Here is a 15,461-nt window from a genome sequence, read left to right as displayed (position 1 = left end):
CGGTACGGAAGGGCTGGCATTAGTGATGGAAAGCTCTGATTAATGATAATAATCTGAACATTGGATGTCAACGGCAATCGAATGGATGGCAGCGTGGAAGTGAGTGAACATCTATATGTTCACTATTGAGCGCTTGTCTCTTGCATCAATGTCGAGATGAATTTATGGCGCCTGGTGACATTATATTTTTCCGCGCTGTTTTTTGCCCCGATAATATTCCCAAAATAAAAAGGAAGCGTGAATCCGCCGAGCAGATAACCAGGCGCGTAATTTTCTTCTTTTATCAAACTGTATACGCTGTAGACCAGGAGACCGTCGAAAAGAAAGTGCCGGAATCCGTCATAAGCCCTTCCGGCATACATCTGTCCCGATCCGGGCAGGAGTGTGGAAAACACCACGGCCATTTTCGCGTTTTTACGCCTTATATCAACGCCCAGTCCCACATATTTCGAGAGGAAGAGAGCCTTGTCACGGTATGGGGAGTCGGGGTAGACCCTCGCTATCGCTTCGAATCGCTGAGAACCCTCATTCCATTTCCCGAGGGCCATTGCGCATAATCCACGCAGGAATTGAGCTTGATCGATATCGATTATATTATCGGTGTCCGTTATTACATCGAAATCACACTTTCTTAAAGTGTCCGCGCATCTGCCGTAGAGTCCAAGGTTAAAATCTGACGCGGCTGCCATGAAATATGCCGCGTTTTTACGGGATATATATTGTGACACCGCCGCCGCGTCGAGATATTCAAGCCTGGCTTCTTCCCAGTCATCCCAGCGAAAATGACAGGTACCGGTCATCATGCGCGACCAGTAATCCAGTTCGCCGCTGTCGCAAAGGAAAGCGACGCGCCTATACTCGGTCGCCGCTCTCCAGCAATCTCCCTCTTCGGCAAGTTCATCGGCGAAAGCTGCGTACTCGATCTGGCGGTCCGAAAAAATATAACTCATCGTTATTATTAATCGATCACGGTCGGGAAGGAGCCATGATGGGATTATCGGCTGGTCGGTCGCGCCGGGACGCCCCGCCACCGGATCTGCCAGATGCCCTTCTGCGTCCCTCGCGTAATATCGATAAGCACCGCTATGGCATCGCACGAGCCTGTCGGCGGCAATAACCGATCCTTTGATAAACCCACGGGCGCCGATCGCTTCTTTCGCGTATTGAGAACAGCTCGGGTTAAAACGGCAGTTCCCGTAACGCAGGTCCGATATATATTTTTGATAAAAATCGATCAGTCGGCAGGGAGGAGAAGACTTCTTTTTTGAATCGATGATTTCGGCGGATAGATCCACGAAAGAAGTGGCAAGAATCAAACTGCTTATAATAAATGTTTTTATATTCGATGTCATGGCGGTCAACTAAAAGTAAAATGAACAGGACTCGACTCCCGGGCAAGATTGGTTTCCTGACTGATTCTGAATCGATACTTGACAGCGCGATAACCGTTCTTGCCGCGCATCCTCAAAATAAATATAATCCCACACTTATTCCGAAGCTGAATGTTGAAATGCTGCTGGAATCGAGATAATCGAGCGTCAGGGATTTTTCCATATCGCTTTTCCATGGAATCAATGAATACCGCGCTGTCAGACCGACAGGGAAACTTCTCGCGATGACAAATCCCGCTGTAGCCTTTATTTCTCCTCCAAGTTTATATTTTGCGAGTTCGTCCGTCCTCCCCCCGGTAAGGATGTCATTTTCATATTCCTTGATCCTGGCACTCTCCCTTACATCGAACAGGGCCGGTCCGATACCATAACCGATAAAGACCATATTATTGTTAAAGAACAATAATTGGCCGAAATTAAGGCCATAACTCAGTATCTGGAGCTCGCTGTCCTGTGGAGAGTCCTCAAATTCCGAATCCCCGTATATATATAACGGCTTTCCTTTCGCGCTCAGGTAACCAAAGGTGAAGTCGATGTGCATCGTCTCCGAAATGAACAGGCCGAATTCCCCTCCGATCCTGTAAGTATTTTTTATATATTCCTCGCTGATCGATTCGTTGGCGAACAGGGGATATGACAACTCAGCCATACCGAACTTGGACAGACCCATCACATAATCCGACGACATCGCCGAGGCAAGGAGAGCGTTCGGGGTCACTATCGATTCAATCCCGTCGTTGTTGTTTGCCTGGTTCTGGAAATTTATCTCCTGTCCGGGTGGCCGGGCCACGTCACTCTCCATCACCCAACCTTCAGCCGGGATGAGTGTTCTGGTCGTGACGAGGACCCATAGCGTGTTTTCAAAGTAATCAGACTCAATGACATCTACCTCAACGCCTTTTTCAAGATCACCCTGTATAAATCCGTCAGCCTTGTATCCTCCAGGTTTATCCCATAGCTTTACGCTGTTGATCGATGGGTCTCCAGGCTCGATATTACCCCGGTATTGGACCTTACCGGCCGAATCATCGAGCAAATGATCACCATCTCCGACGAGGCCAGACCCCTTCCCTTTATCATCCGAAAAGATGCTGCTGCATACCGATTCGAGGATCGAACCGAGGCATGAACCGAAAAAACTTGTTTTTTCATCTGAATCGCTTGCGTATGTCGTTTTGTTTGAAGCGTCCCTTTTCTTTTTTGAAGCGGTCTTTCTGACTCTTTCCTTCTTCGTTTTCGCGGTATCGGCGACAGCTGTCCTGCCTTCAGCGATGACAGGATCAGCTTTTACTGTCAAATGGGAAATAAATAAGAAAACAATGATCGTCGAGAATAGAATTAATCTTTTCAAATCGATCCCTTCTTCCATAAAAAAATAAAAACTTAAGTTTGAGTCGCAGACCACCGTATGCATGAAAAGCGGCTGAAGATGCTTTTATATGATCGGTTGTCAAATCTTCTTCGCCTGTGTCCGCTGACATCAGGATAAATGTCATTCCAAGAGTAATCCACCGCTTTGCCTTGCCGAGAGTAACAACCGGTTGAGGACCTGTCAAACAGAACCTGCAGATATAGAGGTGTCAAATCTGTTCAAAGGTTCGGATTTTGATCGATTTTCCAGTAATTATATGGTAATCTCCCTGGCGGGGCTGCAGAGATCATCAATTGGAATCACCAGGAAAGAAATAACGACAGATAGAGTGACACGCGGAAGAACAGGTACGGCATTATTTATATAGATAAACAGTCAGGGGGCATCGATGTTTATTCGCACGCGTCGTCCGGATGAGTTTCTTCCAATGGCGCATTACAATTACAGTAGATGGAAGCGATATGCTTGTACAATGTTTTGTGCCTGTTTTATTGCGGCGATAATCCCCGCACGATCAGGTAATGCGCAAACACCGCTATTTTCGGGGGAGCCCGCATGGTTTTCCGCGCAATCCGACTGGACCTGGTCTGTTGCCACGGGAGACGTAAACGGTGACGGTTATCTTGATCTGGTATGCGGGAATTCAGGGGAATCTTCGGGTCAATTCAATACGCTGTATTTAAATGACGGTGGCATTCTCTCGTCATCATTTGCCTGGTCTTCAGCCCCCGCGAATATGACATTAGCAGTGGCATTGGGAGATATAGACGGCGATGGTGCTCTTGATCTCGTATGCGGGAATTATGGTCAAAGAAACACTATCTATTTGAATTCAAGCGGCATGTTTACCACAACCCCCTCATGGTATTCGGATTCATTGAATTTGACATCCTGTGTGACCCTTGGGGATATCGACAATGATGGGTATCTCGATCTGGTATGCGGAAATGGAGGTTACAAAAATCCCCAGCGGAACACGCTCTATATGAATGAAGATGGTATTGTTGCACCTGCTCCGGTCTGGCAATCTGATTCGATGTTCGTTACCAATGATATCGCTATCGGTGACGTAAATGGTGATGGTTACCTTGATCTCGTATGTGGGAACGATAAAACTCCCAATACGCTTTATCTAAATGAAGGGGGCATGTTTTCGACCAGTCCCGCCTGGTTATCCGATTCGACATTCAACACGACTTCCGTGGAGCTCGGTGACATCAATGGAGATGGTTATCTCGATCTTGTCTGCGCGAACATAATACATGAATTTTCCGGTAAAAATATATCGCTTTACCTGAACGAAGGAGGTCTCTTTTCAACAACACCTTCCTGGTCATGCGAGACAGATAAGGTCTCCTTCGATATCGCGCTGGGTGATATAGATGGGGACGGCGATCTCGATCTCGTATGCGCGAACATCCAGGAAGGATCTGAAGGTAACGTTGTTTATCTCAATACTGAAGGCACTTTTCCACTGGTGCCGGATTGGACGGCTGAATCCAATATCTGGACTATAGCGATAGCTCTTGGGGACATCGATTCCGATGGAAGCCTGGACATGATCTGCGGTAATGCCGGCAACAACGCGATTTATTCCAATAACAGTCATCCTTTCGCCGCGGCGCCTGATTTTATATGGCCCTACTTTCCCGGTATCTATGATATCGATATGGGAGATATCGATGGTAACGGGTATCCCGATCTTGTCGCGGGGGGGCTTTATGTAAACCTGTTATTTTTAAATAACGAATGCGTATTTGATACTTTGGCAGGCTGGTATTCGAGCCAGGATAACAGCACGGCAAATATAGATCTGGGGGATGTAGACGGTGACGGTGATCTGGATCTGGTCTGCGGCAATGTCAGACAGAATAACACACTTTATCTTAATCAAGGTGGTACATTTTCGAAGAGTCCGGACTGGAACGATGGATTAAGTCTGGAAACGATCAGTATCGCGCTGGAAGATGTCGATCTTGATGGGGATCTTGATCTGATATCGGGAACTGACGCTGAAGATACTGACACAGGCAACGCACTCTTTTTGAACGACGGGGGCGTCATTCCTTCCTTTACACCGGCATGGTTTTCGGCAGGCAGAAGTTCCACGGGCAGTATCGCACTCGGAGACATCAACAAAGACGGATACCCCGATCTTGTATGTGGAAATTTCGGTACGGATTTTCTGGGTGAGAAGAACACGATGTATTTGAATGATGGAGGCATCTTCACTGATGATCCAGTATGGTACTCCAGCGCGGCATATACCACTGTCAGCATAGCCCTGGGAGACATAGACTCCGACGGCGACCTCGATCTGGTCTGCGGTAATTGCGGGTTTGAAAGGTCGGGACAGGCGAACACCCTTTATTTGAATGAAGGAGGGGTTTTAGCGTCTACCCCTGAATGGGTATCAGGAATCGCGGACAAGACGTTCGCTATCGCGCTGGAAGATCTCGACCGTGACGGCGATCTTGATCTGATCTGCGGCAACAGCGGTTATTATCCAGACGGTGAAAACAATACCATATATTTGAACAATGGAGGCACTTTCTCGTCAGTACCTGACTGGACATGGGAACGAGCGGATATGACCACCTGTGTATTTCCGGGAGATGTAGATCTGGATGGAGATATTGATGTAATATTTGGAAATTCTCCCAGCGGAGAACTTTTTCTCGGGAAGCAGGCGCCTGCTTTCAAGGGTTCTCCTTTGTCCCCGACCAATCACCTCCCGAATAACAGTGCTTTCCTGCGCTCTGTCGATGTCCGGGAAATCGCCAGGAACAGATATCTTGTGACATTGAAGGCGATTGATGTCGAATCTGATCAGGTTTGGATAGTGCCGGAGTATCAGTTCGAAGGTATGCCTGAATGGTATTCCGTGGATGTCGTCGGGTCTTCAGGGAAGATCGGGCCGTTGACAGCGTCGCCTGAGGGAATTGAACATCAGTTCGATTGGGATGTATCCTCCCTGCCTTTTGACGACAGGGATATTATTCTCCGGCTTAAGACGATCTCTGATCCGAAACGTGTCTCTTTGATACAGCAAATCCCTTCGTACATGAAAAACGTGGGGCCGATTGAACCGTCCCGCCCGGAACTTACCGTGCCGGAGCATCTTATTTCTTTTCCTACGATCACAGTCGGTGATACGACCTTGTTTGATATGACAGTATTGAATACTGGGAATGAACTGCTTTCAATCACCGGCGTCAGTTTTCCGTCAACCGAGATACGACTGGGCCTCGAGATCCCCGTCAATATCGATCCGGGAGGCCGCGCCGGTATTGAGGTCTTTCTTGAGCCGAGGATTGATACCGAAATTTCCGGCCCCCTCATGATAGAGAGTAACGATCCTTTGACTCCCGTTACTGCGATACAGGTCGAAACGGATATCAGAGCCCTGCGGGTCGAGAGCAATCTACTGACTCCGACACCGCGGGTGCCTCTTGGCGAGGCGGTAACGGTAGTTGTAAGCCCCTTTCCGGATGTCCGGATCGAGCAGGGGTATCTCCATCACAGGCCGGGCGGAAACGGCGGGACATTCAATGACAGTATTCCTCTCTCGAAATACGGTGATGATTTTATTGCCGTGGTTCCGGGTACGGCAGTCACTGAAGGTGGACTGGAGTACTATATTAAGATCGAAAACAGTGGTGTTTACGCGACAGATCCTCCGGGAGCTCCTGATTCGTTTTTCACCCAGGCGGTCGATCCACCGGGAGCGATTTTCTCCTATCCGAAACCGAATTCAGGTGCCGGATTTCTTGAAGGCCGGCCTGTGCGAATCGAAGTGTCCCTTCCTGATGGTGCCGTTTTTTCCGGTGGTCTTCTTCACTACCGTATCGGAGGGAGGACACTTTTCGATACTTTAAGCCTGGAGTATGAGGACCCGCTGCCGGTCGCAACGATCGCCGATACCCTTGCCAGTCCTCGAGGTCTGGAATATTGGGTGGAGGTGAATACTCTCACGCGGGCGCTGACAGATCCTCCGTTGACCCCCGATCGGAATCCATACGCCATCCAGATAATGGTACAGGATCTGCGGGAGGAGGAATCCTGCCATGGCTCGCAATACCGGATGATCTCGATCCCTCTTCTGTTCGACGAAGATTTCTATGGAACAATCGAGGCACTTCTGGCTGATCAGGCGGAATTCGGGCCATATGACCCGATAAACTGGCGATCTTTCAGATACACTCCCGACCAGCCTGGATATATGGAACTATCACAAGAGGGGGTGGCCGGACATTTCAGACCCGAACCGGGAAGAGCGTTCTGGCTCGTCTCGAGGAAGACAAGCAGGATCACAACATCTCCGATCACCGGCTATTCAACCCCAACCGGAAACCCGTATTCGGTAGCTTTGGCTCCCGGCTGGAACATGATAGGCAATCCGTTCAATTTTCCCGTGGCATGGGATTCGATCCTGGTCGATACCCTGACGATGGCAGAGTCGGATACGATCGTCGAGCCGCCGATAGGGTGGGAGGTTGGGGAAGGGTACAGCTACGACGTGGAAACGCTGGCGCCATTTGAAGGTTACTGGGTGAGAAATCTCAGCGATATCCCCGTGATTCTCAATGTTCCGCCGCTGGATGCTGACGCCATGAATATTATCGAAAAGACCCTGACAGAGACTGCAGAGGAAATCGACGGGTGGATGATAAATATCGTAGCATCGTGCTCTGACGCGCGGGACAGGAACAACTTCATCGGTGTTTACTCTGGCGCTGAGAACCATTGGGACCGGCAAGATCGGTCCGAGCCTCCGTTGAGTCCTGGTAACGCGATCTCTCTCTACTTTCCGCATCCGACATGGGAAAGGCATTCCGGAAATTATTCTTCCGATATCAGGGGTGGATACGCTGAGTTGGAAGTGACTCCACCTGGATTGTCGCGATCAGCCATAGGGCTCTGGGGGCAGATGTGGAAGTTCGATATCGCGAAAAATTTTACAGTTGAAAGCGCAATGGATGAAGTACTGCTGGAGTTTGAAATATTTGAGAACGTTCCGGTGGAAGCAGTACTCTATCTTATCGACAGGGATCTCGGGAAGTACGTTGATCTTCGAACAGAAAACAGATATGACTTTTATCTGGGAAAGAAGGACTTTGTCTCCGACGAAGAGGATGCGCGATTCGTACTCCTCGTGGGTAGCGAAGAATTCATAGATATGCTGGAAGACAAAGTCCCGGAATTACCGGTTAAAACGGTCCTCCATCAGAATTACCCCAATCCATTGAATCCATCAACGGTTATTCGATACGAGATCGCGGAGGCCGGAAAAGTCGTTATAAGTATTTATGATGTCAGGGGATCATTGATTAAGACACTCTATCAGGGAGATCGAAACGCCGGTATCTATGAGATCGGCTGGGATGGTAAAAACAGCAGGGATGTGGAAGTCACATCAGGCATATACTTCTACCGATTGAAAACCGGACATGAGACAAGGACTCGAAAGATGATCCTGTTGAGATGATTGGCACCTTATGTAAAGCAATACTCTTGAGCAAGATTACCAGAATGGATAAATATTATCGTCATCTCCCCTGTTTCCTTTTCTGATAAGGGGGATTGCTATAATGACCCCCACTATCAACAAGATGATCCAGAGGCATCTCATTTTATCATCTCCTGTTTTTAGTATCGGTGTTTTTCGATTTATTAAACCGGGCCGGTTTTCCCCTGTTGAATGGATTATAACAGAAGGCCCCTTCCGGAGTCATCCGATATTATGGATCAGGTAAAAAAAGATACGATAGATATTCTCGTTCTGGGCGATTCGGCTTTGTCCAGCCTGGGGGGAAGGTTTCTCAACGCTCTCGATCATTTCCCGCTTTTGCGGCGATACGACCGCCTGGTAAGGTTTTTCAACGGATCGACGACAGGTATGACATCGGCGGACGCGGCGGCCCACCTCGGCGACCTGGCGGCAAGATCAGAGTATGACGCCCTGATCCTTTATCTCGGAAACTGTGATCCATGCGGATTCGGGTATATCAAATCCCCAGGGCGTCTGCGGGCCGCGCCGCTTTTTGCCAGGACAGCGGATTATTTTTACAGGAAGAGGAATCCCCTCTCGAAGAGAAACATCCCTTACAGGTACCGAAAGGGTCTTCTTCCGTCGAAAGGGATAAGGCCTTCAGTCTCACCCGGTGATTACCGCAAGTTCATTTCCAGGATCGCCGGTCTTTGCGCCGATCACGGCATGCGGATGATCCATATCGATCCGATATCAAAGATCGATTTTCCGCCATGCGGCCATCTCGGCAATTCGATCTTCTACCGAATATTCAATATAAACGATGACAGGCTTTTAGATATTCCATCTCCCGCCGCGGACCTTGTGGAAGCTGCCAATAACGACAGGAAAGGGGAAGCGGGCGAGGCCGAGCGGAAATACTCGGAGATAATATCGCGATCCAGCCCGGCCTCCCGGCGCTCAGGGCGGGAGGATTCTTTTTTCGAGGAATCGATTATCGCCCGCAATAATCTTGCCTCGATATATTTTGACCGTGGAGAGCCGGATCAGGCTATCGCACTGCTCAGGGAGATACCCTCGGCGATGAATCCGCTCCATCCGCTCGTATTGTACAACCTCGCCCTTTCGTACATGGCGATCGGGGAAAAAGAAGCGGCGGATGAAGCTTTCGACAAGGCGCGGGAATCGGACATGGGGACGTACCGGATAAAAAGATCGTATCGCCAGGCGATCTGCGGTATGACGGGGGGGAGGAATGAGGGTGTGATCGAAATAGACCTGGAAAGGTATATTTCAGGAGATTCGATGATCGATTACACCCATCCTGACGAGAAGGGGCATATGAAGATATTCGACGAGGTAAGCGAGAGGATCGAGAGACTCTTCGAGCTTGAAGAAGGAAATTACGCCCCTGAACTGAAAGTGCTGCCGTTGAACCCGGACAGGTACGCGGGGTTCAAAAAGTCATTCTTCGATCATTTCAATATCACAGTACCCCGCGGCAAAAGGCCGGCCAGATTGGCAAATGATGCGGGGCGTTACCGGTACGCCGATATACTGGATGGCGATATCTTTGCCCGGACCCAGGGAAGGGACAGGCATATGATATATCTTCTGAGGCACCCTCTTTTCGGATATAGCGGATTTCACGAGCTTTCACCCCCGGTCTTGCCATGCGACAGGGGAAGTTTTCCAGAGGCGTTCGATATCCGGCATATGCACGAAGTCTACCGGATATTTGGAAATGACCCTGGCCGATTCGAGGAATTTCAAAATATCGCGGAACTGGTGCTTGATCCGGGTAAGATCGAGAGATGGAGCCAATATTTGTGGGCAGAAGATAAAGTAACGAAAAATAAAGTCGCCGAATTATCCAGGCTGATCGACAGCGATAGGATACTCGAAAGATGCGTGATGCTGCTCAGGCATATTTTCGAAGTCGAACCGGCCGTCTACAACAGGTATCGGACTATCGGCCACTGGTTCTTTCGCGAATCGCTCATCTTTGGCTCCGCCTCGCACTGGACCCTTCTTACCGAAAGGACGTCGATGCGCGATCTTATAGATACCTCTCTCTTCATGCTCTCCTGCCGCGATCCGGAAAAAGACTGGGAAGACCCCTTTTATCATCTTCTCAGGATCGCTGACGCCATCCTTGAAGTCCAACGGGAATCTCTCTCTCCGGTCGCAAGCAGCCTGTCAAGAGCCGGCAGGGGATGGTTCAATGAATACGGAAAAAGGTTATCCAGTCTCCGGCGGCTGATCGATGACCTGCCGCCTGCTTCCTTATGACCTGGCTTTTTGATTATCGGCGCGAAGAAACGCCAGGACGGCTTCGGCGATTATCCCGTTTGCGTTGGGGGATAAATGCCTGCCCATGTAAAATCCCTGGTTGCCATCTTTTTTCAATGCTGCGTTGAAAGGGTCGAGCATGTCGATGAATTCATAATCGTTTTTGATGAAATGCGAGATGATCGGATCATACGGCCTCGCGCCTTTCCTGATGAACCGGTCGATCTCCTTTTTCAGCGGAAAAAGTATAAAAATGGGCCTTGTGCCTGCCGAGGCCGCCCTGTAGTGAAATTCATCAAAGATTGCCAGAGATGTCTGAAGCGACTCCGATCGGGGAGCGAGAGACCCTGACCTGAGGATCGTCTGCCTCCTGCGCCGGAGTTCGCTTTGCGCGATCTTAAGCAGCCTGTGATGAGGGAATAGATCGAAGATGCTTCCCCGGTACGTCTGCTGAAAATATCTGTCCAACGCGCCGATCCTGTTCAGTTCGGCGCGGGGATTGTTTAAAAGCTCCTGATAGCGTTCGAGCGAATCAAGAGGGTTGGGAATGATCGCGAGAGAGCTGTTTGAGATCGAGAATCCCGGTTTTGAAAGCATGATCCCGTGGTCGTACGAATAGAAGGGCCTGAATATATTCAGAGGTTTGAATATGTTGCTCGTGGCGATCGATAGTATGGCGGCGCCCTGCCGGCGAAGCTGCTCCCCGCTGCGCAGGTACCTGAGAAAAGCCTGGCCAGGGCCGTAACCCTCGACCCCGAGGTTTATCACTTCAAACCTGCCGTCCAGCGCTTCCAGCTTCGCCTGCCACGTATCTTCAAAGGCTGAACCGTCGCCGAAAGTGAGGCAGTCGCCGAACGTGGTCACTCTGGTCTTTCCATCGGGAGGTTCGCTCGAATACTCCCTGCAACCTCGAGCCCCGATCGAGTTTGTTGAATATTTATTTCCTGGCGCGACCCTCGTCACCGGCGACCAGCCAAGCTCAGCGTCGAGCCGCATCAGATCTCCCGTCCCTTCTGAAGCGGCAAGACGGGAGATAAAATCCCTGCATTTCCTGCTTAGCCGGGGTGCGTTTCGCGGAAGGTAATATATGCCGTGGGACCGGTGGAGCAGGTACAGGCCCAGGACTGAAGCTGCCTCGACAAGAGCGATGGACCCCATCAGGATAAGGAGAAGCTCCACGGGCAGGTGGAAGATCGTCATCTCGCATTCCCCCTATGCCGAAGCAGCCTTGCTCTCTGCCACGCGATACGGGGCCAGTAACGTGGATTTACGAGAAGGCTCACTGAGAGAAAACATTCATGGGTGCAGGAGCATCTCGAATCAGCGATCGAGCGTCTCACCCTGCCGGCGGCGGGAGAGTTCCAGGCAGCGGCGAGATCAAGGTCGTAATCCCTGATATTTCCGATAGGCTCGGTCAGCGTCTCGCATGGCGAAACAGTACCGTCACTATAGATCACTCCGGCAAGCGAGCCGGCGGCGCAGAGGCCGACGCTTTTTTCCCCGGAAAGGATCCCGAGTATCAGCTCTCGCCGGACGGCATTTTTGGCGCTTAGCCATTTCGCCCAGCGATGACCGGAATGCCCGGCGTGTCTGCCGCTGGTGGTACTTTCCTCGATCGCGAGATGAGCTTCGCGATACCGTTCTAAATTGACTCCTTCGACATCTCGGTCGCGCGCTTCGCCTCTTGTGATATTGACCATCCATTCCCCGCCTGGATTTATCCGGGCGGCAAGTTCGCCGATCCTGCCGATCTCATTCTGATTCGATCGGGAAAGGGTGGTTATAATCCCGACGTCGAACCACGCGTATTTTTTTTTGAGGGTCAGCAGCTCGTTCACCGTGCGAAGAGCTCTCTCGTGCGATCCCTTTCTGCCTCTGATGATGTCGTGGGTCTCTTCCGTTCCATCTATCGAGATGTCTACCCTGAACGGTATCTGCCCGTTGGAATCGAGGATCGCGCTGGTAAGCGAAGCGATTCTTTCCGGCTCGAATCCGGAAGAAGGGATCTCGTATCGGTGGAGCTTGGTTTTTTTCGCGAACAGGTTCGTGATCTCGACGATATCGTCCCTTAGAAACGCTTCACCTCCGGTCAGGCTGAGAAATCTCAGGCTCGGGATCGAGTCGGCGATCTTCGACAGTTCGTCGAATCGTAGAGGAGCGTCTTTGAGGTGTCTTTCCTTCCACTTTTCGTTGTACCAGCAGTGGCGGCAGTGATTCCAGCAATCGCTTGATACGAAGAGGATCAGGTAGGGAAGCGTTTTCATCAGCCGCGAAAATAACCTCAATGATCGCTCTTTCATCTGCTACCCGTTCTCCCGCCCAGGACAGTTTCGAGATATTCTGAACCGGTCAGAGGTCTGATCGTGTCGAATGAAGTCATGTACCGGAAAAGCTCGAAAGAGTCCTCGTACCTTTTCTTCCTGTCTTTCCTGTACAACCGGTGAAGCGATTTTCTTTTCGCGACGGCATGGTGATCGGAAAATGGGGCGTCATCTTCAACACCGCCGGTGTACTCGGCGAACTCGTATGAATGAAAAAGATAAACGATGACACATCGTTTTCTCTCAGCTTCGGAGAGCAGTTTCCTGAAGAGGACTTTCATCGCGGAAAGCCCGAAAAGGAAAAGCGATCCTGAAAGGAACGGGATGCCGAAGCCGCTAAGGGGAATGACGAGAAGTTTCCTTTCCCCTTCCCGGTATGGAGAATTACGGCAGGGATGGTACGGACAGGGCGGAGCGAAAAACGATCTGGCGCCCGCTCCCCTGGAATTGAAAAAATCTACGCGTCTTGGAGATATTGAGAAATCGACTGAAAACCGGTTCTTCTCAAGAGCTTCGTGCAGCGCTGAAGAGGCGGCCATCCGTGGCGCCCGGAAAGATACAGGCCTGCAGCCGACCGTCTCCTCGATGATCCTGGCTGACCTGCCTATAAGCGAAGTCGATTCGTCCACCGGCATCTTCGAGTAATCTTCCGACGGTCCGTGATCGAAGCCGTGGCATCCGATCTCGTGGCCCTGCCGCGACATTATTCTCAACTCTTCGGCTGACCTTTCGGCGGCTTTCGCCGTTGGAAAGAGAGTGGCCCGGATACCTAGAGAGGCAAGATCGCTGCCGAGCGAGATCAATAAATCTTTCTGGCCGGAGAGATCATGGTCCGGAGCGGTCTCAATATCGACAGTGACAAGAAGGGGTACGATCTTCTCCTTTACCTTTGTTCCCATCACATTCTCTTCCCGCTGGAGATCTGATCGGCAGGCCTGCTTTTACTTTCGTATTTCATGGTGGGATCGGCTCTTCTGTCGATCTTCCATCGGGGATGCCGACCGGCCATTCCTTTGAGGATATCGATGAAAAAAAGAGGGGCCTCGACTACGTTCCGGCGCCACATCGTTTTTGGATCGAGAGCGAGCCTGAAAAGCCATTCGGTACGGATTTTTCTCAACAGATACGGCGCTCTCGGCTTTTCCCCTGATATGAAATCGAAAAGTCCGCCGACATTCCAGACAAGGGGCGTTTCAAGCCTGTAACGGTTCCTCATCGCGAACGACTCCTGTTTCGGAAAACCCATTCCCGCAAGGAGCAGATCGCTTCGGCTACTGTTGATCCGTGAGACGATCGAGCTTTCATCTTTGTCTTCGAAATATCCATGGTGGAAGTCCGATATTTCTATCCCCGGGTATCTACGCGAGATCGCTTCGGCAGCTTTACGCGCTGTTCCAGGCTTAGAACCTAGCAGAAAGATACGGATAGATCGCTCTTTCACTCTGTCCATGACGAGGGGAAAGAGATCCGTGCCGTTAAGATCGGGAAGCCATCCAAGCCCCAGAAGCAGAGCCCCCGCTTTCATGCCGACTCCGTCCATCACCATGACGCAGTCTTCGAGGAGGCTTTCGGCGACAGATGGAGACCTCTTGAGCCTGCAGTAGTTATTGATATTGATATGGGTCACGATCCAGGGTGTCGGCGGACGATCGAATATTCTCTCTGTCATCCAGCCGGCGACTTCATCGAACCAGCCGGTAAGGAGGTGAAGTCCCAGAAACTGCACCTCTTTCAGCGAGCCGGATAATCCTTTTTGACTCGTTTTCAATCTCTTCTCCTGGTCTTTCCGGAAAGATCGTCGACAAAACGGGAGGGGAGGAATCTCAACGCGAAGATAAAAAGCCTGTTCGCCGCGCCATCGATCGCGATCCGTTTTCCGCGGAGCATCGCCCGGTATCCGTATAATGCCACTTTTCCTACCGGAGCGGCTTTCCTCTTTTCAGCGATCTTCGATCTTTTTATCCCTGCTCTCCTGGCGAAACCGGTATCGATAGGCCCGGGGCAAAGGGCGGTTACCGTGATGCCGGAATTTTGCAGCTCCGACGAAAGCGCTCTTGAAAACGACAGGATATATGCCCTGGTAGCCGAATAGACCGCCATCATCGGTCCTGGCCTGAAAGACGCGGTCGAGGCGACATTGAGTATCCTGCCGCCGCCTCTTTCGATCATCCCTGGCAGAAGAGACCTGGTCAGAAGAGTGAGGGATGATACGTTGCAACCTATCATATTGGATATATCCTCGCTTTTATTTTTACTGAAATCTCCAAATATCCCGAACCCTGCGTTGTTTATCAGGATATCGACTCCGATATTTTTTCCTGAGATATAACGGGATACTTTCGACGCTCCATCGTCTGTCGAAAGGTCGGCGGAGACGAATTCCACCCTGACAGGAAAAGACGACATCAGTTCATCGGAGAGAGTTTCCAAGGCCTGCTCATCTCTTGCCGTGATGACAAGGTCGTAACCATCCTCTGCCAGCAGGCGGGTGAACTCGCGGCCGAGTCCGCGTGATGCGCCTGTTATTACCGCTGTTTTTCTATCATCCATATCTGATCCTCGCCGGGTGGATCGTAGAGTCCCGCGCCGGCCGC

At 50.7% G+C, this 15,461-nt stretch carries 9 protein-coding genes; 2 read left to right on the top strand and 7 right to left on the bottom strand.

What is annotated here, in order from left to right:
• Positions 1–122: 122 nt before the first annotated feature.
• On the bottom strand, positions 123–1,352 hold the full coding sequence (locus JW814_01360) for a membrane protein insertion efficiency factor YidD (GenBank protein ID MBN2070076.1): 1,230 nt from the start codon (positions 1,350–1,352) through the stop codon (positions 123–125).
• 112 nt (positions 1,353–1,464) lie between these two features.
• Positions 1,465–2,742, bottom strand: coding sequence for a hypothetical protein (locus JW814_01355; GenBank protein ID MBN2070075.1), 1,278 nt, complete (start codon positions 2,740–2,742; stop codon positions 1,465–1,467).
• A gap of 409 nt (positions 2,743–3,151) precedes the next feature.
• Here JW814_01355 and JW814_01350 point away from each other — a divergent pair, with 409 nt between their 5' ends.
• Together JW814_01350 and JW814_01345 are read left to right on the top strand one after the other, a co-directional pair.
• A complete protein-coding gene (locus JW814_01350) occupies positions 3,152–8,251 on the top strand; it encodes a VCBS repeat-containing protein (GenBank protein ID MBN2070074.1) in 5,100 nt (1,699 codons plus the stop codon).
• 255 nt (positions 8,252–8,506) lie between these two features.
• Entirely contained in the window at positions 8,507–10,546 is a 2,040-nt protein-coding gene (locus tag JW814_01345; GenBank protein ID MBN2070073.1) for a hypothetical protein, read from the top strand.
• Here the strand turns inward: JW814_01345 and JW814_01340 are convergent.
• Genes JW814_01340 through JW814_01320 form a run of 5 tightly spaced genes read right to left on the bottom strand, consistent with a single transcriptional unit; the run spans position 10,541 to position 15,417 of the window.
• Positions 10,541–11,746, bottom strand: coding sequence for a hypothetical protein (locus JW814_01340; GenBank protein MBN2070072.1), 1,206 nt, complete (start codon positions 11,744–11,746; stop codon positions 10,541–10,543). The two genes, JW814_01345 and JW814_01340, sit on opposite strands and share 6 nt — an antisense overlap.
• Positions 11,743–12,846, bottom strand: a complete 1,104-nt coding sequence (locus tag JW814_01335; GenBank protein ID MBN2070071.1) for a radical SAM protein — start codon at positions 12,844–12,846, stop codon at positions 11,743–11,745. Before JW814_01335 ends, JW814_01340 begins: the two co-directional genes overlap by 4 nt.
• Positions 12,843–13,766 (bottom strand): polysaccharide deacetylase family protein, encoded by a 924-nt coding sequence (locus JW814_01330; protein ID MBN2070070.1) that lies wholly within the window; start codon positions 13,764–13,766, stop codon positions 12,843–12,845. Before JW814_01330 ends, JW814_01335 begins: the two co-directional genes overlap by 4 nt.
• A complete protein-coding gene (locus JW814_01325; GenBank protein ID MBN2070069.1) occupies positions 13,766–14,635 on the bottom strand; it encodes a WecB/TagA/CpsF family glycosyltransferase in 870 nt (289 codons plus the stop codon). The genes JW814_01330 and JW814_01325 overlap by 1 nt, the downstream gene beginning before the upstream one ends.
• Entirely contained in the window at positions 14,632–15,417 is a 786-nt protein-coding gene (locus tag JW814_01320; protein ID MBN2070068.1) for an SDR family oxidoreductase, read from the bottom strand. Before JW814_01320 ends, JW814_01325 begins: the two co-directional genes overlap by 4 nt.
• Between the last annotated feature and the right edge of the window lie 44 nt (positions 15,418–15,461).

This window comes from Candidatus Krumholzibacteriota bacterium (assembly GCA_016932415.1).
Lineage (GTDB): Bacteria > Krumholzibacteriota > Krumholzibacteriia > Krumholzibacteriales > Krumholzibacteriaceae > Krumholzibacterium.
The sequence above is the reverse complement of the archived record's forward strand: the minus strand, read 5'-3'. Positions and strand labels throughout refer to the sequence as shown.